This window comes from Shewanella mangrovisoli, assembly GCF_019457635.1.
In the GTDB taxonomy this organism is placed as follows: Bacteria; Pseudomonadota; Gammaproteobacteria; order Enterobacterales; family Shewanellaceae; genus Shewanella; species Shewanella mangrovisoli.
Map to the genome: position 1 here is coordinate 2,824,946 of NZ_CP080412.1, position 25,445 is coordinate 2,850,390.

Here is a 25,445-nt window from a genome sequence, read left to right on the forward strand (position 1 = left end):
CAGACTCGATAGTGACAACAGGGTAAGCTGGGTTAACTGAACGCTGACTTAACGCTCTCAATAATCTGCTCAGAGTACGGTTAACTGTGAGGCAAACAAAAAGTAAGATAAACTCAATGCATTAACTCGAAGAGACAGGCTGTTTTTGTGAAGGATAAAAGATGAACTACTGGCTGATGAAATCGGAACCCGACGAATTTAGTATCGACGATCTTAAGGCTTGCCCCAATCAAACTGAAGCTTGGTTTGGGATCCGTAACTACCAAGCGCGTAACTTTATGCGAGATGCGATGCAAATTGGCGATCAAGTCTTCTTTTACCACTCAAGTTGCAAAGTCCCCGGCATCGTCGGCATTGCCGAAGTCGTGACGGAGGCCTATCCTGACAGCTCGGCCTTTGACCCTGAATCAAAGTATTTTGACCCTAAATCCGATCCACAGCAGCCACGCTGGTTAAGGGTGGATATTCGTTTCGTCAAACAATTCAAGGAAATCATCCCCTTAAGTTTGATCAAAAGTTTGCCGCAACTGGCCGATATGTACTTAGTCTCTAAAGGTTCTAGGCTGAGTATTCAACCTGTTACCGAAGAACAATGGCAAGCCGTGCTTATGCTCGCCCGCTAAGGGCACATATTCAGCTAAAGTTCATCTAAGCTAAGCTAGATTGACCACAACCACGTAATTCCTAAGGGAGCTAGTATGAATAAATTAACTGCAACACTGATTGGCGGAGTCGTACTCAGTTTGGTCGCCCCAATGGCCGCTTTTGCAAAGAATGAGCATGAGCACGACAAGCGAGACAAAGACTTACCACCCGGCTTACAAAAGAAAGCCGATAAAGGTCAGCCTCTCCCTCCCGGATGGCAGAAAAAACTGCGTCGTGGCGATATCCTAGATTACGATATTTATGACCGCGGCCGCGTCGTAGTCCCCATCGACAGAGACGGCAGAATCAGCATTGAAGTCGAAGGTTCCATTATCAAGCTCGATGAAAAGAGCCGTAAGATCCTCGATATTGTAAATATCATTACTGATTAAGCGCGTCACTTATGGGTACGCTCTACTATTTTTAGAGCGTGCCATCGTTGCATACAAAGCTTTTATCCCACTCCCCTTGGCTTTCTTTCGATTACCACATCAATATTGCTATATTCACAACGCATGTTACAACTAAGTAACATGCTGATATTTATCATATCTTTACGTTCTGCAGTTTGGTCGTGAATCGGTAGAATGTTAAACTCTACAAATATTAAGCTGCGCATAAACATAAGATAAACGGCTACTGCGGTACGCAATAACTGAAGCCGTATCGATGCTAAGCATCTTAAAACCTTGGCGTGCAACACAGCTTCAACTCAATAAAACAAGCATCAAAAAAGCCATTATGTCGCCAACCTGATGGGATGATGTGCATGACGCACAAGCCAAATTGCATGCATCCCATCCTAATAATGATCGCAAACTAACGCTGGATTTTTGAATATGGAACAAACATCACTTCAACGGGTTAAGCAAGCAATTGTTGCGGGCTTCTGGGCATCTTTGGCCAGTATTGTCGTGGGTTTTCTATTCAAACTTTGGTTAGCACAATGGGTAGCCAAAGCCGATCTCGCACTCTATCACACTGTTATCGATATCATTTCCTTGTCGCTGATCCTGATGACAGGGTTTCGCTCCTCTATGGTGGTAACCTACTCACAAACCAAACAAGATGTGGATATCACCAATATATTCCGCTACAGCTTAATCGCCATGGTGCTGCTCGCGTGGGGCGTTGTGTTACCTTATATCAAACACAAACTCCACCTTAATGTAGAATATTTTCAATTGGTTGGTATTATTTTGAGTATGGGACTCAAGGTCTATTTTACCAATCAAATTGCCATGTACCGGCTTTATGCCATTTCTAATCGCGTGACATGGCTTGAGCCGCTTGCGCAAGTGACCAGCTTTTTATTTTGTTTTTATGGGTTACAACAAACTGCCATTGCATCTCTCTTTTATAGCATGACACTGTCATCACTCATCGTTGCCTTCTATATGTACTTCAAACGGCGCAAGGATATTGCCACTCCGCCCTTAACTGTTGTGCATTTTGATCCAGGGTTACGCAGTTTTATGAAGAAAAGCCTAACAGCCTCGATGGAAGCGGGTGCCAGTATCTTGATGATTTACATTACCGTACTGCTGACGATTGCCTATTTCAGCATAGATGAGCTAGGGGATTTCCAAGTGGTGGTGCGGCCGATGATCATATACCTCACCCTGCTTTTTGTCTTCCCCATCTACCGTTTTGTTCTACCCGAAGTCGCAGTGTGTGTGCGAGAAAAACGCATTGAGGAAGTTCAGCAAATTAAATCATGGCTGACAAAGGTTTCGTTGTGGATCAGCGGAATATTTTTCGTGGTGATGTTATTCGCGAGTAAGCCATTGGTGGCTTGGTTATTCCCCGAGCAATACCTTAAAGCGGCCCCAGTGTTAATGCATTTTTCTATGTTCTTTATCTTTATGATGCTTAATGGCTATCAGTTAGCCAATCTCAAAGCCCATGGCTATTTTACCCAAAGTCTACTCATACGCCTTAGTGGTATCGTCGTACTGATTGGCACTTTCTACGCTTATCGATTGTATACAGAAAATGTTGTGGCGGTGATTTTGGCCTTAGGCACAGGTTATTTAATGATGTATTTGTTATCAAGACAGGTTGAAAAGCGCATTCAGCAAGGTCTTAAACACCAATAAAACCCGCTTAAGCAAACCAAAAACGACAATAAAAAGGCATCTCAAGAGCTTGTTTGAGATGCCTTACCAATAGAAAGCGCGATGACTCGATTTTACGGTTTATGTCGATTCGACCGATAACTTAACGGCCATCAATCATACGACCAAGCCCGCCGAGGACTGAACCTTCGCCGCGGTCGCTACCACCAGCAGAAGGAGCGTGAGCAATAATGCGATCCGCCATCCGCGAGAAGGGTAGACTCTGCAGCCACACAGTGCCATGGCCTTTTAAGGTCGCTAAAAACAGCCCTTCTCCGCCAAACACCATCGACTTCAATGAACCAGCGCGCTCGATATCGTAATCAATACCAGGGGTAAAACCGACCAAACAACCTGTGTCGACGCGTAAGGTTTCGCCTTTTAACTCTTTCTTTATTAAGGTGCCACCCGCATGGATAAACGCCATGCCATCGCCCTGCAAACTTTGCAGAATAAAGCCTTCACCACCGAAAAAGCCCGTGCCTAGGCGACGGTTAAACTTCATGCTCACTCGAGTCCCAAGGGCGGCGGCGAGAAAGCTGTCTTTCTGGCAGATCAGCTCTCCGCCATATTGGGCGAGATCGATAGCCAAAATCGTCCCTGGATAGGGCGCGGCAAACGCCACTTTCCGTTTCTGATGTCCGAGGTTCGTAAAGTGTGTCATAAAGATGCTTTCCCCCGCCAGCACACGTTTACCTGCCCCCACCAACTTGCCAAAAAAGCCAGATTCAGGCTCGGAGCCATCACCCATTTTGGCCTCGAAGCTAATGTCCTGCTCCAGATAATTCATCGCGCCGGCTTCGGCGATCACAGTCTCGTGCGGGTCAAGTTCCACCTCAACCAGCTGCATGCTGTGACCGATAATCTCATAGTCCACTTCATGGCAACGTCTAGACATACCATTCCCCTTACTCTGTTAGTCCAATTAATGTGGCAAGTCGAAATCATCAGTGCCACGATAATGGACTCACTTTATGACATAAAATGTCAAAAGGCGGTCATTTTTATCCCGAGGTTTCGTCAGTAAGTTGTTTCAAAACATGACAAGTAGTAGAAGATTAACCTAATCCCACCCCGTTAAACTGCCCTGCCTTAGCAAATTCCTCTAGGATTAATTCGGTAAAGAGTTTGCCAGCACGGCCCAAAGGACGCTCTAGGGTCGACACTAATTGGGGAGTAAAGGTATAGCGACTGCCACCGACAAAGTCGACCTCCACAAGCTCACCACTCAGTAACTCCTCCTGCACCAGAAAATCTGGCAACCAACCAAAACCGAGCCCTTTTAATAACGCGTTCTTTTTCATAATAAAACCAGAAAGATAAAACACTTTATCGCCGCCAAATTGCAGCTCATCTCGATAGGTTTTATTGGGGGAGGAATCTTCGATGGTCAGCTCAACATGCTGCTGTAACTCGGGCAAACTGATTTTTTTTAATAGTGCCAAGGGATGTAAAGCGCTCGTCACCAGCACACTGGTTATCGCAGGGAGTGGCTGTGGGTGATAATAGGGGCCGGTGCGGTAGTCTTTAACCAACATCAGATCCGCATTATCACGCTCGAATCTATGCTGCACACCGCCGAGAAACTCCATATTGAGCTGAATTTTTGTTGGAATTTGATGCTCTGCCATCCGTTTAAGTGCCGTCATAATCGGCTCCATCGGCAAGGCACCATCGATCACTAACTCAAGCTTAGGCTCCCAACCTTCACTGAAACGACTGGCAAGATGTTCAATATTGGCAAGGTGTTGTAACAGTCTTTGGCCCTCGGCCAAGATCACCCGCCCTTCACTCGTCAACTCGGCGCGGTATTGATCACGACTAAAAAGTTGCACACCTAAGTGTTCTTCCAGCTTTTTGACCTGATAGCTGACCGCCGATTGCGCCTTATGTAAACGCTCGGCAGCCTTAGCAAAACTGCCCTCTTCCACCAGCACTTGCAGCACATTAAAAGCATCAATATCGATGCGCATGGGGACTCCTAGGCTCTCATTAACATGTCACGGAAACGCTACGAAGCGTAAAGCAGTTAATACCATCTAATTTTTAGATGGAGACAACAGATTTATTATTCTTTTTTTTGTTCATTCAAGCAACTAAATTGATAAGAAGATCACACTAATGCAACTTGCAGCATAACGACTCGCGGTGTAGGCAAGCCTGCAGCGCAACTTTGAAGGAATCACCATGCCATTTTATGTGAAACAAGGCCAAGTCCCCCATAAGCGCCATATCGCATTTGAGAAAGAAAACGGCGAGTTATACCGTGAGGAGCTGTTTTCAACCCATGGTTTTTCCAATATTTACTCGAATAAATATCACCACAATATGCCGACTAAGGCATTGGAAGTCGCACCCTACCGCCTCGGTCACGGTGAACAGTGGGAAGATTCATTAGTTCAAAACTACAAATTGGACTCTCGCACGGCCGATCGCGAAGGCAACTTCTTTAGCGCCCGCAACAAAATCTTTTATAACAATGATGTGGCCATCTATACCGCAAAAGTGACTCAAGACACGCCGGAGTTTTACCGCAATGCCTACGCCGATGAAGTGGTGTTTGTGCACGAAGGTGAAGGTACGCTCTACAGTGAATATGGCACCCTAGAGATTAAAAAATGGGACTACTTAGTGATCCCACGCGGCACCACACATCAGCTCAAATTTAACGATTACAGTAATGTGCGCTTATTCGTGATTGAAGCCTTTTCGATGGTGGAAGTGCCAAAGCATTTCCGTAATGAATACGGTCAATTACTCGAGTCCGCCCCATACTGTGAGCGCGACTTACGTACGCCCGTATTGCAAGATGCCGTGGTTGAGCGTGGCGCCTTCCCGCTGGTATGTAAATTTGGTGATAAGTACCAACTGACCACCTTAGAGTGGCATCCCTTTGATCTCGTTGGTTGGGACGGCTGTGTTTACCCCTGGGCATTTAACATCACCGAATACGCGCCGAAAGTCGGCAAAATCCACTTACCGCCTTCAGATCACTTAGTGTTTACCGCCCACAACTTTGTGGTGTGTAACTTTGTGCCGCGTCCTTACGACTTCCACGAGCGCGCCATTCCTGCACCTTACTATCACAACAATATTGATAGTGATGAAGTGCTGTACTACGTCGACGGCGACTTTATGAGTCGAACAGGGATTGAAGCCGGTTACATCACCCTACATCAAAAAGGGGTGGCACACGGCCCACAACCCGGCCGCACCGAAGCCTCGATTGGCAAAAAAGAAACCTATGAATATGCAGTGATGGTGGACACCTTCGCCCCACTGAAATTAACCGAACATGTGCAAAATTGCATGAGTAAAGACTACAACCGCTCCTGGCTAGAAAACTAACGCGGCATCGCTGCATAAGTGAAAGGCTTAACTAAGCCGACTAGCCGTAAGTCACCACAGCGAACAAGGCAACAAGAGTGACTGCGTGTTGAATTAATCAAGAGGAACAGATCATGGCAAGCGAACTCAATCCACTGGGCTTACTCGGTATCGAATTTACCGAATTCGCCAGCCCCGACAGCGATTTTATGCACAAAGTGTTTATCGACTTTGGTTTTTCACTGCTGAAAAAAGCCAAGAATAAAGACATTTTGTACTACAAACAAAATGACATTAACTTCCTGCTCAATAATGAGCGCGAAGGGTTTTCGGCAGAATTTGCCAAATCCCACGGTCCTGCCATTAGCTCTATGGGTTGGCGTGTAGAAGATGCCAGCTTTGCTCACCGAGTGGCGGTAGAGCGCGGTGCTAAAGCCGTCGCCGATTCTGCCAAGGATCTACCCTATCCGGCGATTTATGGTATTGGCGACAGCTTAATTTATTTTATCGACACCTTCGGTGCCGACAACAATATCTATGCAACTGACTTTGAAGACTTAAGCGAGCCAGTGATCACCCAAGAGAAAGGCTTTGTCGAAGTCGATCACTTAACCAATAACGTCTACAAAGGCACCATGGAGCATTGGGCGAACTTCTACAAAAACATCTTTGGTTTTACCGAAGTGCGCTACTTCGACATCAGCGGTGTACAAACCGCACTGGTGTCTTACGCTCTGCGCTCACCCGATGGCAGTTTCTGTATCCCAATTAACGAAGGTAAAGGCAACGATAAGAACCAAATCGATGAATACCTGAAGGAATACAATGGTCCTGGCGTACAGCACTTAGCCTTTAGAAGCCGTGATATCGTAAAATCCTTGGATGCGATGGAAGGTAGCTCGATCCAATGCTTGGATATTATTCCCGAATATTACGACACCATTTTCGATAAAGTCCCGCAAGTGACCGAAAACCGTGAGCGCATCAAGCATCACCAAATTTTGGTGGACGGCGACGAATCAGGCTATTTATTGCAGATCTTCACTAAGAACCTGTTCGGTCCGATCTTTATCGAAATCATTCAACGTAAGAACAACTTAGGTTTTGGTGAAGGTAACTTTACCGCCCTGTTCCAATCGATTGAACGCGATCAAATGCGCCGCGGCGTGCTGTAATCGCAGCCTTTAATACATAAGAAACAAAAACGGTACGCTCTGCGTACCGTTTTTTTATGTCCTATTGTTACCCGTTGTTTGTCACTCTTGTCGGATGGCCTTTCGATTATTGTCTTTCGACTTGGCCTTTTGAGTATCACCCCTTGCCCCCTTGGCTATAAACCGCTTGAGCATAGCCAATTCGAACAACACCTCTTGGCATTGCGCTTAAGCTTGATACTTTACAATCGTGTTTTTGCCCTTTGCCTTGGCTTGATACAAAGCCTTGTCCGCCAAATGCAGCAACGACTCGCCAGCGATGCCTTGCTGATACTCCACCCAGCCAATGCTCACAGTGCAGTAAATTGTGTGTTCCTCGGCCGCTATCGACATCTCAGCAAAGGATCTTCTAATACGCTCAAGTACAGGCTGCACCTGCGCTGCATCAATATCCCTAAGCACAAGGGCGAACTCTTCGCCGCCTAGGCGCGCAGCAATATCGTGGCTGCGGCTGTGATTGTGTATCAACTGCGCCAACAGCTGGATGACCCTATCGCCCACACTGTGACCATAGGTGTCGTTAATCATCTTAAAGTTATCGAGATCCAACATAGCGACCGAATAAGACGTCGTTGATGTATCCAGATTCGCCAGCTGTGGCATAAAACCGCGGCGGTTTAACAAACCAGAGAGCGGATCGTAAAGCGCCTCTTGCACCGCGGTCTGCTTATCTCTCTCGGTTCGACGCAGCTGTGCCCGCTGTAATGACACGCCAAAAATGGTTAATGCCGATGACAACACAAAGGCCATCATCTCTGCATTGGTTTGAAACGGCGTGGGATTAATAAACGGGCCATAGCCCTGCGCCGTCGCTAAAATCATGAACAGCATGGAGGCGCTACTAAATAGCGCAAGGTAAAAGCGTGTCACCTCAAAGGAGAGCACAACCAACAGCGGCGGGATCACATAAAACAACCAGCCTAAATCGAATCTTACGCCTATCAGGCAAAATAATGGCAAACCAATCAGCGGCAATAAAATATGCCGTTTATGGTCAATTTTCAGGGCATTAGGTTCCACCCAGCCCGCATAAAGCTGATACACCAACACTATCCCAAGAATATCGGCAAAGAAGAACATTTGCCCCATACTCCAAAACTCACTCGGTTGAATATAGCCGCCCAGCACTAAGTTGCCCGATAGTAAGGCGCTCGAACCTAAAATAGGCACTATGCCCGCCACGACCACGAATTTCATTAAGTCGTTCGCACTGCGGGTGCCTAGAGGTAAAAAACGTCTCAGCAAATACATAGACATAGCAGGTGCGAGCATATCAATCAGGGCCGCCATCGCTGTATGGGCTATCGAGAGAAGCAGCGATGTCTCCTGCACCATCCCTTGGATATTCAGCATAAAGCTACCAAGAAAGATAAGCGCTAATGCCTTACGCCCCCACATCAACAGCATGACTAATGCCACGCCCGATGGCAGCCAAATCAAAGTGATATTCGCGGGCTGCAAACTAAATAATGTTTGCCCCAAAGCGCCCGTAATCCAGTAGAGGATACCCGCCAATAACAACGCGGTATTACTCTGTCGTAGTGGAAAAAATGGCGTAAACAATGTCTTCAATCCGTCATCAACCCTGCAAAGTGCTAAAACTATTAACCGCTGAATTACTTAGATAAAACGACTATTCAAGTAAAAAGTTCTGTTCACAAAATTGTCGTTATCTTGGCATCAATTAACCATCAAGAATTCGATACCCAAGGGCGGTGACAACGCGCAATAACGTAAGCCAAGTGTAATATAAAACTGACTAGAGGTTTTATCGCGCATGATTTACCACACTCGATTTACCGCAAAAGTTGCAATTAAACCGTTTCGTGAATTTGTTTTATAACTTTACAGGGATTACCAACGGCCACACTGTTAGCGGGAATATCTTTATTGACCACACTCCCCGCCCCAATCACACAGTTATCGCCAATAGTCACGCCGGGCAACACGCAGACATTACCGCCAAGCCACACATGGTGACCAATATGAATAGGCTTACCATATTCTGTGGTCAGGCGCGCGCTAGGTTCGATGGGATGGGTCGCGGTAGAGAGCAACACATTGGGACCAAACATCACATGGTCGCCAATGGTCACTTGGCAAACATCGAGTATGGTTAAGTTATGGTTAGCGTAAAATTGCTTACCGATGTGAATGTTATAACCGTAATCACAAAAGAAGTTAGGTTCGATATGGCCGCAATTCGGGATGACCAGCAAATCTCGCAAATACGCCATGCGCGCCTCAAGCTCAGTAGGATCCGCATGATTAAACCGATGACACATTAGTTTAGCCTGCATTCTTTCGGCTAATAAGGTTTCATCCGAAGCTTTATAGGGTTGACCCGCCAACATTTTTTGCTTTTCTGTCATCTAACTTCAACATTTGCTACTTGTTATAATGACGCAACCCTAACAATCGACTGGCAAAAACACAAGTGACATAACAACTATGGGGGAAGATTTGTGCAATGGCGACCCAAAGCGCCGCCTTAACAAACTTAGTCTGGGTGTAACTCAGCAAATAAATACACCAAACATAAGCTGTTTAAGGGCATCACAGGATTAGTCCAAATCATCCGGCTATGTCGCCCAGCCTCGCCAAACACTTGCAGTAACAAATCAGAAGCACCATCTAATGCTTGGGGATGTTCAACACAGGATTCGTGGACACTTAATACCCCCTCCAAGCGATAAATTTGCTTGATCCGCGACAATTCACCACACGCCTGTTTAAGCTGAGCAATGGCATTGAGCGCCGCAAGCCGACAGGCCGCATAGCCTTCAAGCAAGGTATAGTCGCGCCCAAGTTGTCCTTTATACATCAGCTCACCGTTTAAGTAAGGGAACTGCCCTGATGTCATTAGTTGCGAGCCAACAATCACATAGGGTTCATAATGGCCCAAGGCATTGGCGACTTCGGGCAAAATAATTCCCGCCTCTGCAAGCCTCGCCTCAGGCGTGGGTTGATGGTACTGATTCATAACGCAACCTCCTGCATCATCTGTGTCAGCAGCGGGGCTAACCAGGTTGCCAACATCGCAGGATTATTGGTTAAAAAATGAGATGCTACTTGATCTTCGCTTAATCCTAAGCGGTTCACGCCATAATCCAACTCGGCCACAATTTGATTAGACAGTGAAATCTTATCCAACACGGCAATTTGTTCAGGGGTAAAGTGCTCCGTTAGCCTGTCTTCCCTTGCAAGCAACACAGCTCTGTCTTTACCTCCAAGTAATCCCTTAACATCCTTAAGCTCACGAATTGCATATTGGTGATGTAAAAATTGTGGATGCCAGAGTGGCACGACGACCCACTCGTTTACCGACACTGCCGACTCAAATGCCGTGACACAATCAGCTTGAGTACCCGTTCTAAACTGGTAGCCCGCTGCGGTTAATTGGTATTCTCGCATGATGTTTTTAGAGAAACGGGTAATACCCGCCCCTTCACCAATGCCTTGAATTATCGGCCGTGTCCGTTGTTTTACCTCAGGTTTAAGCAGATCTTCGATGCGAGAAACCGCATCCTCGGGCACATAATCCGGTACGCCCCAGAGTGCATAGGGCTCGTAATGCAGCCCTAAGGCTCGCGTCGCGATTTGGGTCTCAACCTGCTGCTGATATACCCCATGGCTATGGGGCAACCAAGCCGAACACAGCAAATCTATCTGTCCAAGCTTGAGCCGACTAAAATTTGCCTCGTGCAGCGCATAGCTTATTTCAACCTCTTTGCCCATCAGTCGCATCACGTGGGCAACCACAGCCGCCGTTACTCGATGAAAACTTAAGTCTGTAACCCCTAACTGGATCCGCGGCGCTGATTTCAACACATGCGCAGTTTGGCCATGCTCAGCCTGATTAACTTGTTTCATATTCGGTAAATTCATCGCTATCGCTCCAAGGGAAACTAGATTGGATGAGGCAACGCCTGCCAAACTTAGCGTCTGTAACAGTTGCCTGCGCTTAGGGTCTATTTGAGCCATTTAGACCTCATCCTCAGGCTGAATCGCGAGTCTTTCCATCGCGACGCCCACCACAGCGTTATCCCTCGCATAGGGGAAAATCATCTCCACAGTGATGCCGTTAGGATCTTCAATAAATAATTGATGCTCACCAATTTCAGGGACGATCCGCTCCCTAAACTCACACTTTTGTCGACATAGATGTTGCTGTATTTGCGCTAAATCCGTCCCACGAAACGACAAATGATCAACACGACCAGAGCCAAACTGGGCGGCACTTTCTCCTAAATAGGCATCTAAAGCCCGGCTGCCGACTTCCACTAAATGCAGCACAGGTTTCTCTGCCACATAGAGCCAATGCCCAGGAAAACCAAACCGCGGCCGCAAACCCTGTTTTAACCCCAATACATCTTGAAAAAACGCGGCAGTTTCCGCCAATTTTGGGGTACGGATCGTAAAATGATCTAATCCAACGATGTTCATATGACTTTCTCCCTTGTGAGTGTTAATTGCCTGGCACGCCGGCGGCTAAGGGCTTAAAGCGAAAAATGTAATACGGCGGCTGGTTTTCGGCTTTACCATGATTTAACGCGGCGGATAATGGTAATTGGACGGCGCCTGAATATAGGTAGCCGTCTTTGCCAAAGCTCACGCCATCTGGCCAAACCATACGTTCGTCATGTGCATAGATTTGATACTGGCGCGTGTTCGCGGGGATGATGCCAATAGCGCGCTCGCCCACTTCGGTAAGGTAAAGATTATTGGCCGTATCAATACTAAGGCCGCCGTTGTTGGGTTTGTCGGCGTAGGTTTCCACCTTGGCTGATAAGGCTTGAGGGCTTAAATCAGGATTGAGTAAATCCTCTATTGCCACGCGGTAAACTTTGTCCTTATTCATTGGCGCAAAGTAAAACCAATGCTCCGCACTATCTAAGGCAATACCATCGGCGCCGACATAGACATCAATACGTTTAGGTTGGGCGCTGTGGCTATCGATAATGAGTGGCCGTTGTAAATCTGGCATCACACTGTTATCACCTTGCAATACCCGTCGGCTCTTACCCGTGGTGAGATCTACCACGACTAAGGCAGCCTTATCACCAATAGGACCCGTCGCAATGCCTTCGTCCGCGATGATGATGGCTTGATGGCGAGATGAAATCACAAAGTCATTGTGCTGCGACTCAGGGATCGATACGGGAAAAGGCAGATGAATAATCCGCTCTAACTGATTTTTACGGGTATCCCACGCCACCAGCTTAGGTTCGATTCGAGGCTCAGCTTGGCCGGAATCGAGTAGCCAGACTTTATCCTGTTTGTCGGTACGCAGCCCTAAAACCCAATTCAAGCAGGTATCGGGATCTTTGGGTTTACCTTGGGGATCATGACATTGCTGCCAATCTGAGTTCGGAAAGGGAGTGACCTTACCGTTAGCCAGCAATTCCCCCACCTTTATATTAGGTTGATAGAAAGGATGGTAACTAAAGATAAGCCTATTGGTTGAGGTAAAGCTAATGCCGCCAACAGCGCCGTCAAGACTGGCAAAAATCTCAGGCTGAACTTGTGCTATCACCTGTTCACTCGACCGCGCCATCGCCTGTGGTGCCATCAACACTTGGCTCATTAATAACAGACTGGTCGCCAACCTCTTATGACTTGAACATAATGTATGTAAATTCATTGACTTACCCCTCTTTCGAACCGGCTAAGAGGGTCAAGCTGGCTTCACCAAGCCGATGCTGCCAAAGGTAAAATCCGACTAGTGCAGGAGTGGCATTGGCATCTATCGGTAACTTGGCTACATCTAAAGCATGAACAGTCCACACATATCTATGCTCACGACCTTTGGGCGGGCAAGGTCCAAAAAATCCCGGCTTACCTAAATCCGTATTCGCCTCAATGGCGCCTGTAGGTAATTCACCGCCATCAATGCCTCCTACCAATGTATTGATTTGCGATGGAATGTTATAAACCACACGATGCCAAAAACCACTCCCTGTAGGGGCATCTTTATCATAAAAAGTCATCGCAAAACTTTGAGTGCCCTTAGGAGCGTGTTCCCAAGTTAAAGTGGGGGCAAGATTGGCGCCAGAGCAACCAAATTGATTCCAATAATATTCAGCGGGTATGGGCGCTCTCGGGGCGAGATTGCTCTGTAAACTAAATAGGGGCACAGCATCTAGCATGACAGCATTGGCACTTGGGATATTCAGCAAAAATCCTGTCGTCATTAATGCACAATGACCTAGTAAATGACCAATATAGGCCGATGGAAATCGTTTTTTCATTGGTTTACTCACTTTCTTTAAACAGTGAGTAAGCATAACCATCAGCCTATTTTTGATAAGCCAGATTTCATTAATAGGAGTTTCAAAAATTATTAGATAATTACCACATGCTTTTAACTCGCAATTAGATTATGGTGATTCAATAAAAGTAAAAAAACTTACCGTATTATTGATTCATAAAATACATTGAAGGAAATTAAATAATCCTTCCATAAATACATTCATTAATAGCCATGAAAAATCACAATATCAGGATACAACAGATAAAATGGAGGATATATCAATGGAGTCAGCCAGTTACCAACCATGGTTCCCCCTTAAGCGTAACCTAAGCCCCTATCCACTGATTAATTGCCAACTCAATAACTTATCATTAGCTCTAAGTTGGCAAGGGCAAGATACTCACCCTCTGGCAATGGAGATTTACTTTCCAACTATCGCAGGGCTACAAGTCATTGATGAGTCCAGTTATCAAACCCATTGTCATCAACTCGATGTTAACAACACACCATTTCCTTTAGAACAAGAATTAAATCACACTATCAAAGAGTACGATTACTTTAATTTACCTTGGCCAATATGGAAGTCGGTAAAAAATGCCAGACTGCACTGTTATGGACAATTAGGCGAGCATATTTATCAAGCTTTATACAGTTATTATATTATTGGTCAGGAATGTGTTTATTTAATCGATACCGAATGTGAGCCTGATATAATTCCCTTATTGTGCTAATAAGTCTTTAATCGGCGCCTGCATATGTTGATGATGCTATCTCCCTCGTTCAATGGGTTTTAGCACCAAAGCCTAATGCTATAACGCATTCTGGGAGAGACTTCACCACTGACGCATTGGCTAACTCTGTCATTTTCATTACACTAGCGTTCCTTCACTCTTCTATTAGACCGTTTTAGACCATGCCAGATTTTGCCTTACTCGCAGTGTTTATCCCGACTTTCTTCTTTGTTTCTATCACCCCCGGTATGTGTATGACACTCGCCATGACGCTTGGAATGAGCATAGGTGTGCGCCGTACCCTGTGGATGATGCTCGGCGAGCTTGTGGGTGTGGCCTTGGTCGCCACCGCTGCGGTTATGGGTGTAGCGAGCATCATGCTTAACTACCCTGAGGTTTTTCAGGTATTTAAATGGGTTGGCGGCATCTACTTAGGGTATATCGGTGTGCAGATGTGGCGCGCCCGTGGCAAAATGGCCATGCTCAGCGATGATGACACTAACCCAAGAGCCAGTAACTTCACGCTGATTTCACAGGGTTTTATTACCGCAATAGCGAACCCTAAGGGCTGGGCGTTTATGGTATCGCTACTGCCGCCATTTATTAATGCCGAGCGCGAAGTCGCACCACAGCTCCTTGCCCTGCTTAGCATTATTATGGTGACAGAATTTACTTCTATGCTTGCCTACGCCAGTGGCGGTAAGAGTCTGAGGATATTTTTAAGTCGCGGCGATAATATTCGTTGGTTAAATCGAATTGCCGGCAGCCTTATGATTGGCGTTGGGATCTGGTTAGCGGTGAGCTAATCAAATATTCACTCTTGAGTAATATGTACTTAGCACATCGCTCTTTTGTGTAGACCTATTCGCGTCGCGCCAACGCATTTGTTGACGCGACGCTTTACATTTATGGTGGTTATTGGCCTTTTTTATAGGGCAACACCTCACGCATCTGCTGCATATACACTTCCATTTGCGCGGCTTCCTCCTGGGTAAAATGTGCGATCGCCCGCTTAAAGTCGGGATGGGCGATATTGTGGTAGGAATAAAGAGCCACAGGCTCGAAGCCGCGCAACACTTTATGTTCGCCCTGCGCGCCAGCATCAAAGATATCAATGCCATGGGCGATGCAGTATTCAATGCCCTGATAATAACAGGCCTCAAAGTGCAATCCCTCAAGCTCAACAATACTGCCCCAGTAACGACCAAACAGGCATGTCTGCCCCTGCTCATTGCGGCCCGTAAAATACAGCGCGCCCGCTAACATCTGCCCTTTCGCATCACTCACCACGAGCAAGACAATCTGCTCGGCCAACCTCTCTGCAATCATGTTAAAAAATGTTGGGGTTAAATAGCCTCTATGGCCGGAACGTTTAAGGTAAGTTAGTTGATAACATTCAATAAAATGCTGCCATTGTTGACGGCTAATATCCGCTCCTGCGACAAATTCATATTGCAAACCATAGGGCTGGAGCTGGGCGCGCTCCTTAAGAATATTCTTGCGCTTACGGGAGGTGAGCGCCGCTAAAAAGGCATCAAAATCTTTATAGCCACGATTATGCCAATGAAACTGAGTACTTAAACGCCGAAGCGCGGTTTGATTAGATGCCTCTGCAAATAGTTTTTGCTGCGAAGACGAGACAAATAAGCAATGCCAAGAAGACATAGGCGCATCCGCATCTACTAATTGCTCATCTAAACACGTAAATACGGCGCAACTTAGCACCTTAATCTCCTCAGCAGAAAGCGTAGGCGACAGCCCCAACCGCCGCCCCTGCACCGGCGTAAACGGGATGGCATTTAACAATTTAGGATAATATTCAAGACCATGACGCTCATACGCCTGCGCCCATGCCCAATCAAACACATACTCGCCATAGGAGTGGGATTTTTGATAGAGCGGCATCAAAGCCAGCAGCGGTAAATCGATAAAATCTGCGGCATCTTTTGGGCTCTCAATCACGGCATCTGGCGCTAATTCTAGTGCTAATTCACTGCCAGTTGCGTCGAACACACATAAATGATGTGGCCGCCAGCCTGTCGCGGCACAGGCCGATAAACTCTGCTCTAAGCTGAGTAAATAGGCATGCTGGCAGAAGGGATTGTCCTTCCCCATCAAGCTATCCCAACTATCTGTAGCAATACTCTGCGCCGCGCTGGCAAAGGCAAAAATGAGTTGTCTCATTAGGCGAATTCTTATCCGTTAAACACACTAAGCAAGATCCAAGGTTGCAATTAAGCCTAATTCTCGGCACATTGCATAGCCAAAATGAAAATAAATTCAGGATTGAATATGCGCCGCGCAGGACCTTTTAGACCTCTTATTCTCGCCATCGCCATGGCACTGCCTTTGTTATCTTCGCCCACTCTCCATGCCGAAGAGCCTTCGATTTTCAGCCAAATGGCCACGGCACAACCCGTATGGGCAAAGCATGGCATGGTCGCCAGCCAAGAAACACTGGCCAGTCGCACAGGCATCGAAATTTTGAAGCAAGGCGGTAATGCCGTCGATGCAGCAGTGGCGGTAGCATTCAGTTTAGCCGTGACCTTACCCCGCGCAGGCAATATTGGCGGCGGCGGCTTTATGCTCGTCCATCTGGCCAAAGAAAACAAAACTATCGCCATCGATTACCGTGAAATGGCGCCATCAAAGGCGAAAAAAGATATTTTCCTCGATGAAAATGGCGATGCGGTGACTAAATTAAGCCGTGAACATGGCCTTGCAGTTGGCGTGCCCGGCACTGTGATGGGCATGAGTTTAGCCCTTGAAAAATATGGCACTATGACCATGGCACAAGTCACAGCGCCCGCCATCAAAATGGCGCAGGAAGGGATTAGTGTGACCCCAGATCTGGCGGTATCCCTTGCAGGCTTAAAACGCCGCATGAGCCAATGGCCCAGCACGGCAGCCATCTTCTATAAGGCCGACGGTAGCGACTACCAAGTGGATGATATTTTAAAGCAGCCAGAACTTGCCCACTCCCTGCAACTTATCGCCGAGAAAGGCACTAAAGGGTTCTACGAAGGTGAAACCGCAGAGAAACTGGTAAAGGCCGTGCAAGACGCTGGCGGCATCATGACCTTAGCGGACTTACAACACTACAAAGCCGTCGAGCGTGAACCCGTTCGCGGTCAATACCGTGGATATGAGGTGGTTTCTATGCCACCGCCATCCTCAGGTGGCGTGCACATTATCGAAATGCTCAATGTGCTGCAGCAGTTCCCTATCGACCAATTTGGCCACAACACGGCGCAAACCATTCATGTGATGGCCGAAACCATGAAGCATGCCTACGCCGATCGCAGCGAGTATTTAGGCGATCCCGATTTTTATAAGGTGCCCGTCAAGCAGTTAACCAATAAGGACTACGCTCAAAAGATTGCCAGCCAAATTGCGCTAAACAAAACCACGCCTAGTACCGAAATCAAACCCGGTAATCTAGCGCCCTATGAGAGTGACCAAACCACCCACTTCTCAGTGGTTGATAAATGGGGCAATGCGGTGTCTAACACTTACACCTTAAACTTCAGTTATGGCTCGGGTTTAGTCGCCAAAGGCACGGGGATTTTACTCAATAACGAAATGGATGATTTTTCCGCTAAACCCGGCACGCCTAACGGTTACGGCTTAGTGGGTGGCGATGCCAACGCGGTGGAAGGTAATAAACGTCCGTTGAGTTCAATGAGCCCCACCATAGTGATGAAAGACGGCAAACCTTTCTTAGTGACGGGCAGCCCAGGCGGTTCACGCATCATTACCACCACGCTGCAAATCATTATGAATGTGATTGACCACGGCTTAAACATTGCCGAAGCCAGCAATGCCGCGCGGGTACACCACCAATGGCTACCCGATGAACTGCGGGTCGAAACCAGCCTGAACCGCGATACCATTTCGTTACTCGAAGCCAAAGGCCATAAGGTGAAAGTACAATCGGCCATGGGCAGCACCCAATCCATTATGGTGACAGAGCAAGGGATTTTTGGCGCCACCGATCCCCGTCATTCGGGTAGCGAAGCCGTCGGTTACTAATCGCTGATTGGCATACAAGCGCTATGTAAATGGTATGGATAGGAGTGATAAGGCTAATCGCCAAACTGCTCGATATAGAGCATTCAAGATTAGCCGCGGATATTGACTCTCAGCAAGAGTCTAATGAACAACAAAAGCAGGTTAGTATTTTTAGCAAATGTTGGGCGTTACATTCACTTATCTCCTATCACTGAGTGATGTTAATGCCGTGTCTTAATGGACACGGCATTTACAGCTCTAGCTTGCAGGGAAGATTATTTAAAAGTTGTAGCTTAGGTTTAACTCAATCTTTCGAGGTTCACCGAAGAAACCTTGATTGTAAAAATCAATGCTGGAGTAATATTTTTTATCGAATAAGTTATTGATATTTAGCTGAACTTTAGCATCATCCGTCAGTTGATAGCTTGTCATCAGATTGACTAGGTAATAGCTGTCTTGCTCGGATCGCTCACCATTAGGACCCGCATTATCTTTGTAAATTTTACTCTGCCAGCTTAAGTTACCGCCAACGGTTAAATCCGCAAGTGCACCATCAAAGTGATAAAGTGAGGATAAACGCACCAGATCTTTAGGTAAATGAGTGCTAAAAGCTGCTCCATCCTGATCTTCTGATTTGCTATAGGTATAGCTGAAAAACAGATCCCAATTTTCTGTTGGTTTACCGTTTAGCTCAACTTCATAACCTTGGTTACTGGTTCCATCTACCAAATGCATAGGATAACTGCCACCTGGTAAGGGAAGTGCGCCATCATCGGGTTTTGCCACATTTTCCTTTTGCACTTTAAATACGGCAACACTGGCAGTCAGTTTCTCATCGAAGAAATCCCCTTTCGCCCCCAATTCAATATTGTTCCCCGTCATCGGATCTAAGCGCTTATTGTTCGCGTCTTTTGCATCCTGTGGCTGGAAAATTTCGGTATAACTGGTGTAAATCGAGATGCTATCGTTCAGGTTGTATATAAGGCCAGCATAAGGTGTAAAAACATCGCTATTGTTGTAGTCATCAGCCGCGTTTGATTCAAATTGATATTGGCTAATGCGGCCACCCAGTAACAACATCCATTGATCATGTAAATTAATTTGGGTCGCGAGATAGGCCCCTTTTTGAGTTTCCTCCCCTTCCTGATAGATTGGCGTCGACGGATAATTAGGTTCGGCAATTGAGCCATCCCATTCGAAGAAGTTACCAATACTTAAACTATTCAATGGATAATAGGAATCTGCAGTCGTATCTTGCTTAGAATACAATAAACCCGCAGTCAATTTATGCTCGCGGCCAAAGAGCTCAAATGGCCCTGAGGCAAAGAGTCGTGCGGCATCTTGTTTACGGGTCGATTGGTAGATCATCGCCGATGATTTCATACCTAAGCCAGTCGTTTTATCCGGCGCACCATAGAGATACAGCAAGTGGCCGTCCATCTCATCTTCACGATGTTCGACGTCAAATTTAAGGTCCCAATTATTATCAAAATCATGTTCAAGCGTGGCAAAGACATTCGCGCCATTCCGTTGCCAACTCGACCAAGAGGCAGCCGTTGTGGTCGAGCGAGGTAGATCATTGGCTAAGCTGCCATCGGCATAAAATAGCGGGATACCACCCCAAGTGGAGCCTTTAGGATCACGATCACTGTAATCGGCACCTAGGGTAAATAAGGTATTGTCACCAAGTCTTGCCGTTATAACACCGTAAATTTGGAGGTTTTCATCTTCGGCAAGATCAATGTAACTATCTGATTTCTCATAGGCAGCAGCAAAACGAGCCTGCACAGCACCACTATCTGTCACATCAACAGAGGCATCGCCTTCAACGCGGTAACTATCCCATGAACCGACTTTTGCGCTGACATAACCACCAGGCGCAGATTTAGGCCGTTTACGGATAAGGTTAATGGCCGCCGATGGTTCACCCGCCCCGGTTAAGAGTCCGGTTGCACCACGAACAACCTCTACGCGATCAAATAATATGGTGTCGGTTGAAGCGTCATTAAAGAAACTCGAATAGTTAACGGGCACGCCATCAAACTGAAAATTAGTAATGGGATTTCCGCGGGAGCTAAAGAAATAGCGATTAGTTTCGGCTTTTTGAGCATAGATCCCTGGGGTTAAAAACATTAAATCGGCAACACTATCCAGTGAGAAACTCTGAATAAACTCTTGATCGATAATGGTAACGGATTGCGGAGTTTCCCTAAGAGTTAAGGGTAAACCTGTTGCCGTTGCGGCCTTATCTAATCGACTCCCCTTGATACTAATGACCTCAATATTGGTCGCGGACTTGTCCTCACTGGCATAGGTGCCTGGTACGAATAAAAAACTCGCAATGAGTGTCGCTAACAGCGTTTTTTGCATCATGATTCCCCATCATTGTTTTTGAGAGATGCATTTTAATTGAAAATAATTATCAATACAGAAAAATGATAACAATTCTCATTACATTTACACTCAAAGTTTGTAAAAATGTCGGGAGCATCACATGCTAAAGGCGAGTCCTCATTGTTGGTCGATGTTGCATGGCTTAGTAGCATCGCCATCCAGATTTATTCGATATCGTCTGTTTTATGGTTCTTTAGGATTCACTAAGTAAGTGGTAAAACTGGCCAATTACCCACCGCCATAGCACTCAATCATGATAAATAAGATTGACTCAGCCTTAACTCGGTCTTTATTATCAAGCTCTAACATATGAATTAAAAAGGAATTTATTGTGTCAATTGTATCGCTGATTTTGCTATTGCTCTTAGCTAGCATGATGTTTTTCGGTATGTTGAGTTATTCTCTCGGGCGCAAAAAAACGACAAACCCTAAGCTCACAGGGATGCTTGGCGCAGTACTGGGATTATTCCCGTTGTTAGGTGTTATTTTCTTGATTGTCTTAGTACTAAAGGCAGACATTACAGTCCCGAGCCTTCCCCAAGGATAATAATCTGCTCTAGCTAAAATGCGGTTTACTGAGCTGCATTTATTCCTACACTTAATTTAGCTCGACCATATAGTCGTAATAAGTTTTTTATCCAGAATAACTGTTCTATAGGCTGTTAAGTTTGCCATGGTTAAAGCCGTCAGTCTGCAAGCAATCGCAGATAGGCAAGCCATGGCATTGATGAACTTGAAACAATTTATTCCTTAAATCTCGTCCAGTTCATCTGGTGTACATGGATTCACAAATGCCACGATGGCATAAATGCCCAAAAGCGGTCATGAAGCGGATAGGCATCTCGCCAATTAACCTAAATAGCTTTACTTTTAACACCAATGTAACCTGTAGATTTTAATGAAGATACGTGACTCACATTAGGGCAAATCACGTGGTTCTTTTACTCTAATCCATAGGTTTGGGATTAATATTTGTAAAGCTAGTTATTTGAAGACAGTGTTAAAACTGTTTACGAGCCAATCTACTAAAGCTAATCGCGGCAGAGCAATAGAGCTTTTATAACTTCATCTTCAAAATAGAAAACAGACATTCATTCAATGCTCGCAACGATAGTTCATCAAATGTCGAGGTGGGCAGGGTTAACCCGCTGACAGATGAGTTTCAAGCTTTAGTAGTGAACACTCCTAAACGGAAGAAGATATCTAATCACGCCAAAGCAACCAGATTGATGCTTCTTTTAATTGAATATTGACATGTGATCACTATTTGAGTGCAGACAAAAGCCTAACACCGCGGATTAAATAAATATAAGTTTATTTGACAATATCCACTTTAGTTCACCGATGGACTAAGTCATGAATTTAATTAGATTTAGCCGTACTGTTGAAGAATTTATAGCATTAACTATGCTTAATTAAATTTTTGTTTTTGACGAGGTTCCAAGTGATTTTTCATAAACTAAAACAAGAAAGCACACATCCAAATGAAATGCTCGTGAAGATGCAAAATGCTGAGCTCAATAGCATTTCGAGAGCATGTGCCACCGTATCCTTCACTCCTAATGGGGACTTTTTGAGTGCAAGCACTAAATTTCTTGAATGTGTTGGTTATACGGAGACAGAGCTAAAAGGTCAGCATCATCGTCTGCTCTGCACAAAACGTTACAGAGAATCAAATGAATATGAACGGTTTTGGTCAGATCTTAGAGCCGGGCGATCTAAATCAGGAAAATTTCATCGAGTAGCTAAAGATGGACACGATATTTGGTTAGAAGCGACTTATATTCCTATCATTGAAGACAATCAAGTTGTGAAAGTCCTGAAAATTGCTAACGAAATCACAGATGAATACGATGTATCATTAAAAGAAAAATCTCTTCTCACTGCAATTGATCGCTCCAATGCGGTAATTGAATTTGCGGTCGATGGCACAATTACTTCAGCTAACTCAAACTTTGCTAACGCATTAGGTTACTCCTCTGCGGTGGATTTGATAGGTAAACATCACAGAATTTTCTGTACTGATCGTTTTTACCAAGAAAATCCTAATTTTTGGCGAGAACTTGCTGATGGGAAGGTAAAAAGTGGATTATTTCAACGCATAGGTAAGTCTGGAAATACCGTTTGGATTGAAGCTACCTATAACCCAGTTTTTAATTCCGATGGTCAAGTCGTGAAAGTTGTTAAGGTTGCTGCCGATATCACCACCAGAATGGAGCGACAATTAGCCATTCAAAAAGCTGCCGAAGTAGCCCATAGCACTTCAGTAGAAACAGCTCAAGTTGCAGAAAGAGGCTCAGAAATCCTAAAAAATAACTTAGAAAATTCTGAGCAAATCACTCTCGATATTCGTCACACCTCACATTTGATTGAACAACTAAACGTACAATCTACAGAAATTTCAAATATTGTGACAACCATAAAGTCTATTGCGGATCAGACTAATCTGTTAGCGTTGAATGCCGCAATAGAAGCGGCTCGCGCTGGTGACTATGGCAGGGGCTTTGCGGTCGTAGCTGATGAAGTTCGCACACTTGCTGGCAGAACAACTAAATCTACTGAAGACATTAACCAAATAGTAGGTAAAAATAGCCAATTAGTTAACCTATCACGAAACAGTATGATTAAAGTTACAGATCAAGCTGCTAAAAACGTGGATTTGATTTCTGAAGCCGCAAGCATTATCAACGAAATATTAAAGGGAGCTGACTATGTGTCACAAGTCGTTGGCGAATTAGTCAACAGTTCAAATAAGTAGGTAATTTCATATTCAACGCCTGTCCCAACCCACTGAATCAAAGCAGTTTTATAGGCGAACCTTGTTAGACAATGGAATGCGAGCCACAGGGAAAGTAATGGCTATAAAAGGAAGATAAGAGATTGCAGCGTTATCTTGTGTTAACGATTAAAGAGCAATGGCGGTAATCTCAGATTAACCGCCATTGACTTATAAACGTGCTAAGTAAACCTCCTCCACTCTCCAAAGTATTTCACCCATAGCTTCAATTAATCACAATTGAAAACGCACTATTTTGCAGCGGTTAACTCAATAAAAGCGGCGGTGTACATTTTCAGATTCAGCATAAACTGTTTATGGGTCATAAATTCTTTCTCTGTGTGGCCAGTGTATTCCACGCCTGGCATGGCGGGGCCAAAACTTAAGGCGTTAGGGAATAATTTACTGTTGGTTGAGCCGCCAATAGCCACAGGTTTGGGTGATGCTATGCCGGTAAAGTGGGCAAACACATCGAGTAAGGTTTGCTGATGGGGTGCATCTTTCATCACCATAGGCTCGCCCCAATAACTTTCCACATCGATGAGTGTAACTTGATGCTCTGCTTGCCATTTGTTTAATGCATCCTTGGCTTGGGCTGAGAGTAACTCAGGCGTTTTGCCCACCGGGCGACGTAAATTAATGGTGACTTCCGTCCCTTTGCTCGTTTGCGCAACGACTGTGGGGGCAAGCGTTAAGGCGCCCATAAAATCATCTTTATAGGCCAGCTCACCAAACTGCTCGGCATAAATCCCCAACCCTACTAACTCATTCATGGCGGCAATAGTGAGTGCCGCAGTGGTTTTAGGCCAAGTATATGGCTGCAGTAACGCGGCCAAATGCGTCACGGCATTCACCCCATCTTCAGGCGTGGAGGAATGAGCCGCCTTACCGTCGGCAAAAATATGCAAGTCGCACACGGCCTGCTCGCAAGTGCGCTCGAATCGATACTTCATCCCCTGCTGGTTGGCGGCACTCGCCTGTAACTGTGCCAATAAGCTTGGGGTGATGGCATGAATTTGCGCCTCGGCTTGCTGTGGCACTTGGCTGGCAAAATAGCCGCCGGAGAATGCCGTTAGGCTAGGGACATTCGTTGCCGCGCCCAGCTCCTGCGTTGACTCGATATTCGGTACCGTAAAGCCAATCTTACTCCAACCCTTTTCGGCGGTGACGACCGGATACTCGGCATCTATGGTGATATTCATCTGCGCTGGAGTGTAATGGACTAAAAAAGCTTTTAGTGGATCCCAATCGGACTCTTCGGCTAAATACACCAGCAGCTCAATGCGTTTTTCCCGTTTGATTTGTTTATCTTTGATGGCCTTCATCGCATACATAGCGGTGACAATCGCGCCTTTATCATCTTCGGTGCCGCGACCTATCAGCTTACCCGGTTCAGACTCGGTATCCAGCACATAGGGGCTCTTAGTCCAGAGAGCGGGATTGGCGGGCTGCACATCGCCGTGGGTGACGATACCTAATTTCTCAACCTGTGATTGTTGGGCATCGACAGCATTAGCATCGAGGCCAATCAGCACCACATAACCGTGGTCGGCATAATCGAGTCCGAGTTCTTGGCTCAAGCTTTTTAAACTCGACTTAAAACCAATAAAGGCGGGGTTGGTATCGGGCGTTTGCCCCTCAACCGCTTGGGTATTAAAACTGATTAAATGCGCCAGACTCTCGACCATCTGCGTGTCATAGGTGCTCACCGCATAATCGGCCACCTTAAGCGCATCTTGGCTAAGCGTGGTTGGCGACGCTGCAGCTTGCGTCGATGTCCACAGCGCAGCGGCTAATAGGGAATAAGAAAAACGACGACAGAGGCGCGTATAGTTAAACTGAGGCAATTCCATAGAGGTCCTATTTATTATTTGTATGATTAGGGACTTACATAAAAACGCACCAAAGCAATGGCTTTATCCTTTGCCAAATATTGCCTTCGTGCGCGGCTCAGTTTGCCATAGTTCTTCCGTTAAA

General features: G+C 45.9%; 21 protein-coding genes. 9 read left to right on the plus strand and 12 right to left on the minus strand.

Annotation, left to right across the window (positions count from 1 at the left end; genetic code table 11):
* The first annotated feature begins 161 nt into the window (after positions 1 to 161).
* The 3 genes from K0H60_RS12460 (at position 162) to K0H60_RS12470 (ending at position 2,744) form a co-directional block, all read left to right on the plus strand.
* Positions 162 to 623 (plus strand): EVE domain-containing protein, encoded by a 462-nt coding sequence (locus tag K0H60_RS12460; protein WP_088211570.1) that lies wholly within the window; start codon positions 162 to 164, stop codon positions 621 to 623.
* A 75-nt stretch (positions 624 to 698) separates the two neighbouring features.
* On the plus strand, positions 699 to 1,037 hold the full coding sequence (locus K0H60_RS12465) for a hypothetical protein (protein WP_220055936.1): 339 nt from the start codon (positions 699 to 701) through the stop codon (positions 1,035 to 1,037).
* Between the two features lie 447 nt (positions 1,038 to 1,484).
* Positions 1,485 to 2,744 (plus strand): lipopolysaccharide biosynthesis protein, encoded by a 1,260-nt coding sequence (locus tag K0H60_RS12470; RefSeq protein ID WP_220055937.1) that lies wholly within the window; start codon positions 1,485 to 1,487, stop codon positions 2,742 to 2,744.
* Between the two features lie 121 nt (positions 2,745 to 2,865).
* On the opposite strand, the gene K0H60_RS12475 is transcribed toward K0H60_RS12470, so the two are convergent.
* Both K0H60_RS12475 and K0H60_RS12480 read right to left on the minus strand, forming a co-directional pair.
* Positions 2,866 to 3,660 carry a TIGR00266 family protein gene (locus tag K0H60_RS12475; protein WP_220055938.1) on the minus strand — a complete coding sequence of 265 codons (795 nt, stop codon included), beginning with the start codon at positions 3,658 to 3,660 and terminating at the stop codon, positions 2,866 to 2,868.
* Between the two features lie 160 nt (positions 3,661 to 3,820).
* Complete coding sequence (locus K0H60_RS12480) at positions 3,821 to 4,735, minus strand: LysR family transcriptional regulator (RefSeq protein WP_220055939.1); 915 nt, start codon at positions 4,733 to 4,735, stop codon at positions 3,821 to 3,823.
* A gap of 214 nt (positions 4,736 to 4,949) precedes the next feature.
* Here K0H60_RS12480 and K0H60_RS12485 point away from each other — a divergent pair, with 214 nt between their 5' ends.
* Positions 4,950 to 6,110, plus strand: coding sequence for a homogentisate 1,2-dioxygenase (locus K0H60_RS12485; RefSeq protein ID WP_220055940.1), 1,161 nt, complete (start codon positions 4,950 to 4,952; stop codon positions 6,108 to 6,110).
* 113 nt (positions 6,111 to 6,223) lie between these two features.
* Positions 6,224 to 7,264: a 4-hydroxyphenylpyruvate dioxygenase gene (gene hppD / locus K0H60_RS12490; protein WP_011623053.1), complete on the plus strand. Its 1,041-nt coding sequence runs from the start codon at positions 6,224 to 6,226 to the stop codon at positions 7,262 to 7,264.
* A 207-nt stretch (positions 7,265 to 7,471) separates the two neighbouring features.
* On the opposite strand, the gene K0H60_RS12495 is transcribed toward hppD, so the two are convergent.
* The 7 genes from K0H60_RS12495 to K0H60_RS12525 all read right to left on the minus strand — a co-directional run bounded on the left by K0H60_RS12495 (position 7,472) and on the right by K0H60_RS12525 (position 13,554).
* Positions 7,472 to 8,875, minus strand: coding sequence for a GGDEF domain-containing protein (locus K0H60_RS12495; RefSeq protein ID WP_220055941.1), 1,404 nt, complete (start codon positions 8,873 to 8,875; stop codon positions 7,472 to 7,474).
* Between the two features lie 242 nt (positions 8,876 to 9,117).
* Positions 9,118 to 9,675, minus strand: a complete 558-nt coding sequence (locus tag K0H60_RS12500; protein ID WP_220055942.1) for a sugar O-acetyltransferase — start codon at positions 9,673 to 9,675, stop codon at positions 9,118 to 9,120.
* Positions 9,676 to 9,803: 128 nt separating this feature from the next.
* Positions 9,804 to 10,286, minus strand: a complete 483-nt coding sequence (locus K0H60_RS12505) for an Atu1372/SO_1960 family protein (RefSeq protein WP_220055943.1) — start codon at positions 10,284 to 10,286, stop codon at positions 9,804 to 9,806.
* A complete protein-coding gene (locus tag K0H60_RS12510) occupies positions 10,283 to 11,287 on the minus strand; it encodes a glycine betaine ABC transporter substrate-binding protein (protein ID WP_258405741.1) in 1,005 nt (334 codons plus the stop codon). Before K0H60_RS12510 ends, K0H60_RS12505 begins: the two co-directional genes overlap by 4 nt.
* Positions 11,288 to 11,749 (minus strand): VOC family protein, encoded by a 462-nt coding sequence (locus tag K0H60_RS12515; RefSeq protein ID WP_220055944.1) that lies wholly within the window; start codon positions 11,747 to 11,749, stop codon positions 11,288 to 11,290.
* Positions 11,750 to 11,771: 22 nt separating this feature from the next.
* Positions 11,772 to 12,947 (minus strand): L-dopachrome tautomerase-related protein, encoded by a 1,176-nt coding sequence (locus K0H60_RS12520; protein ID WP_220055945.1) that lies wholly within the window; start codon positions 12,945 to 12,947, stop codon positions 11,772 to 11,774.
* 4 nt (positions 12,948 to 12,951) lie between these two features.
* Entirely contained in the window at positions 12,952 to 13,554 is a 603-nt protein-coding gene (locus K0H60_RS12525) for a YbhB/YbcL family Raf kinase inhibitor-like protein (protein ID WP_220055946.1), read from the minus strand.
* A 283-nt stretch (positions 13,555 to 13,837) separates the two neighbouring features.
* Here K0H60_RS12525 and K0H60_RS12530 point away from each other — a divergent pair, with 283 nt between their 5' ends.
* The gene (locus K0H60_RS12530; protein WP_220055947.1) at positions 13,838 to 14,287 is read left to right on the plus strand and encodes a hypothetical protein; all 450 of its coding nucleotides are present in this window, start codon (positions 13,838 to 13,840) and stop codon (positions 14,285 to 14,287) included.
* Positions 14,288 to 14,469: 182 nt separating this feature from the next.
* The gene (locus K0H60_RS12535) at positions 14,470 to 15,093 is read left to right on the plus strand and encodes a LysE family translocator (protein ID WP_011626464.1); all 624 of its coding nucleotides are present in this window, start codon (positions 14,470 to 14,472) and stop codon (positions 15,091 to 15,093) included.
* A gap of 109 nt (positions 15,094 to 15,202) precedes the next feature.
* Here K0H60_RS12535 and K0H60_RS12540 read toward each other — a convergent pair whose 3' ends face one another.
* Positions 15,203 to 16,471, minus strand: a complete 1,269-nt coding sequence (locus tag K0H60_RS12540) for a GNAT family N-acetyltransferase (RefSeq protein ID WP_220055948.1) — start codon at positions 16,469 to 16,471, stop codon at positions 15,203 to 15,205.
* 108 nt (positions 16,472 to 16,579) lie between these two features.
* Here K0H60_RS12540 and ggt point away from each other — a divergent pair, with 108 nt between their 5' ends.
* Complete coding sequence (ggt, locus tag K0H60_RS12545) at positions 16,580 to 18,319, plus strand: gamma-glutamyltransferase (protein WP_220058163.1); 1,740 nt, start codon at positions 16,580 to 16,582, stop codon at positions 18,317 to 18,319.
* A gap of 258 nt (positions 18,320 to 18,577) precedes the next feature.
* Here ggt and K0H60_RS12550 read toward each other — a convergent pair whose 3' ends face one another.
* Entirely contained in the window at positions 18,578 to 20,668 is a 2,091-nt protein-coding gene (locus K0H60_RS12550) for a TonB-dependent siderophore receptor (protein ID WP_220058164.1), read from the minus strand.
* Positions 20,669 to 22,136: 1,468 nt separating this feature from the next.
* Between K0H60_RS12550 and K0H60_RS20630 the strand changes: the two genes are divergently transcribed.
* On the plus strand, positions 22,137 to 23,450 hold the full coding sequence (locus K0H60_RS20630) for a methyl-accepting chemotaxis protein (RefSeq protein WP_286670294.1): 1,314 nt from the start codon (positions 22,137 to 22,139) through the stop codon (positions 23,448 to 23,450).
* Positions 23,451 to 23,719: 269 nt separating this feature from the next.
* Here the strand turns inward: K0H60_RS20630 and K0H60_RS12560 are convergent, their stop codons facing one another.
* Positions 23,720 to 25,321, minus strand: a complete 1,602-nt coding sequence (locus K0H60_RS12560; RefSeq protein WP_220055949.1) for a dipeptidase — start codon at positions 25,319 to 25,321, stop codon at positions 23,720 to 23,722.
* Positions 25,322 to 25,445 lie beyond the last annotated feature (124 nt).

Coding starts and splice junctions, on each gene's coding strand:
- K0H60_RS12460 (WP_088211570.1), top strand. CDS start 162: ATGAACTACTGGCTGATGAAATCGGAACCCGACGAATTTAGTATCGAC.
- K0H60_RS12465 (WP_220055936.1), top strand. CDS start 699: ATGAATAAATTAACTGCAACACTGATTGGCGGAGTCGTACTCAGTTTG.
- K0H60_RS12470 (WP_220055937.1), top strand. CDS start 1,485: ATGGAACAAACATCACTTCAACGGGTTAAGCAAGCAATTGTTGCGGGC.
- K0H60_RS12475 (WP_220055938.1), bottom strand. CDS start 3,660: ATGTCTAGACGTTGCCATGAAGTGGACTATGAGATTATCGGTCACAGC.
- K0H60_RS12480 (WP_220055939.1), bottom strand. CDS start 4,735: ATGCGCATCGATATTGATGCTTTTAATGTGCTGCAAGTGCTGGTGGAA.
- K0H60_RS12485 (WP_220055940.1), top strand. CDS start 4,950: ATGCCATTTTATGTGAAACAAGGCCAAGTCCCCCATAAGCGCCATATC.
- hppD (WP_011623053.1), top strand. CDS start 6,224: ATGGCAAGCGAACTCAATCCACTGGGCTTACTCGGTATCGAATTTACC.
- K0H60_RS12500 (WP_220055942.1), bottom strand. CDS start 9,675: ATGACAGAAAAGCAAAAAATGTTGGCGGGTCAACCCTATAAAGCTTCG.
- K0H60_RS12505 (WP_220055943.1), bottom strand. CDS start 10,286: ATGAATCAGTACCATCAACCCACGCCTGAGGCGAGGCTTGCAGAGGCG.
- K0H60_RS12510 (WP_258405741.1), bottom strand. CDS start 11,287: ATGGCTCAAATAGACCCTAAGCGCAGGCAACTGTTACAGACGCTAAGT.
- K0H60_RS12515 (WP_220055944.1), bottom strand. CDS start 11,749: ATGAACATCGTTGGATTAGATCATTTTACGATCCGTACCCCAAAATTG.
- K0H60_RS12520 (WP_220055945.1), bottom strand. CDS start 12,947: ATGAATTTACATACATTATGTTCAAGTCATAAGAGGTTGGCGACCAGT.
- K0H60_RS12525 (WP_220055946.1), bottom strand. CDS start 13,554: ATGAAAAAACGATTTCCATCGGCCTATATTGGTCATTTACTAGGTCAT.
- K0H60_RS12530 (WP_220055947.1), top strand. CDS start 13,838: ATGGAGTCAGCCAGTTACCAACCATGGTTCCCCCTTAAGCGTAACCTA.
- K0H60_RS12535 (WP_011626464.1), top strand. CDS start 14,470: ATGCCAGATTTTGCCTTACTCGCAGTGTTTATCCCGACTTTCTTCTTT.
- K0H60_RS12540 (WP_220055948.1), bottom strand. CDS start 16,471: ATGAGACAACTCATTTTTGCCTTTGCCAGCGCGGCGCAGAGTATTGCT.
- ggt (WP_220058163.1), top strand. CDS start 16,580: ATGCGCCGCGCAGGACCTTTTAGACCTCTTATTCTCGCCATCGCCATG.
- K0H60_RS12550 (WP_220058164.1), bottom strand. CDS start 20,668: ATGCAAAAAACGCTGTTAGCGACACTCATTGCGAGTTTTTTATTCGTA.
- K0H60_RS12560 (WP_220055949.1), bottom strand. CDS start 25,321: ATGGAATTGCCTCAGTTTAACTATACGCGCCTCTGTCGTCGTTTTTCT.